This window comes from Pseudomonas sp. PME37.24/025 (assembly GCF_055556615.1).
Map to the genome: position 1 here is coordinate 1 of NZ_JBVHNK010000129.1, position 277 is coordinate 277.

Sequence of the window (277 nt, forward strand, 5' to 3'; positions counted from 1 at the left end):
GAGGCATCCCCCACGTCCCTCGGCATCGGCGCGAACCGCGCCCGCGTTTCCCAGGAGGTTTGATGGACCATCTCACTCGCCCGCTCGCCCCGATCACCGACGAGACCTGGGACGCCCTCGACGACGAAGCCCGCACGCGCCTGCAGCCCGTCCTCGGCGCGCGCCGCCTCGTCGACTTCGTCGGCCCCCTCGGTGGCAGCACTCGTCGACGAACACCGGTCGAGTGCGCCCCGTCGGCGACGACACCGGACTGCGGGCGCGCCAGCGCGTCGTGCTG

Annotated in this window: 1 protein-coding gene; it reads left to right on the plus strand. The window is 73.3% G+C overall.

Annotation, left to right across the window (positions count from 1 at the left end; translation table 11 throughout):
• Positions 1–62 precede the first annotated feature (62 nt).
• The coding region (locus ACZ3HH_RS29800; RefSeq protein ID WP_465810144.1) for an encapsulin at positions 63–277 on the plus strand (215 nt) is incomplete at its 3' end.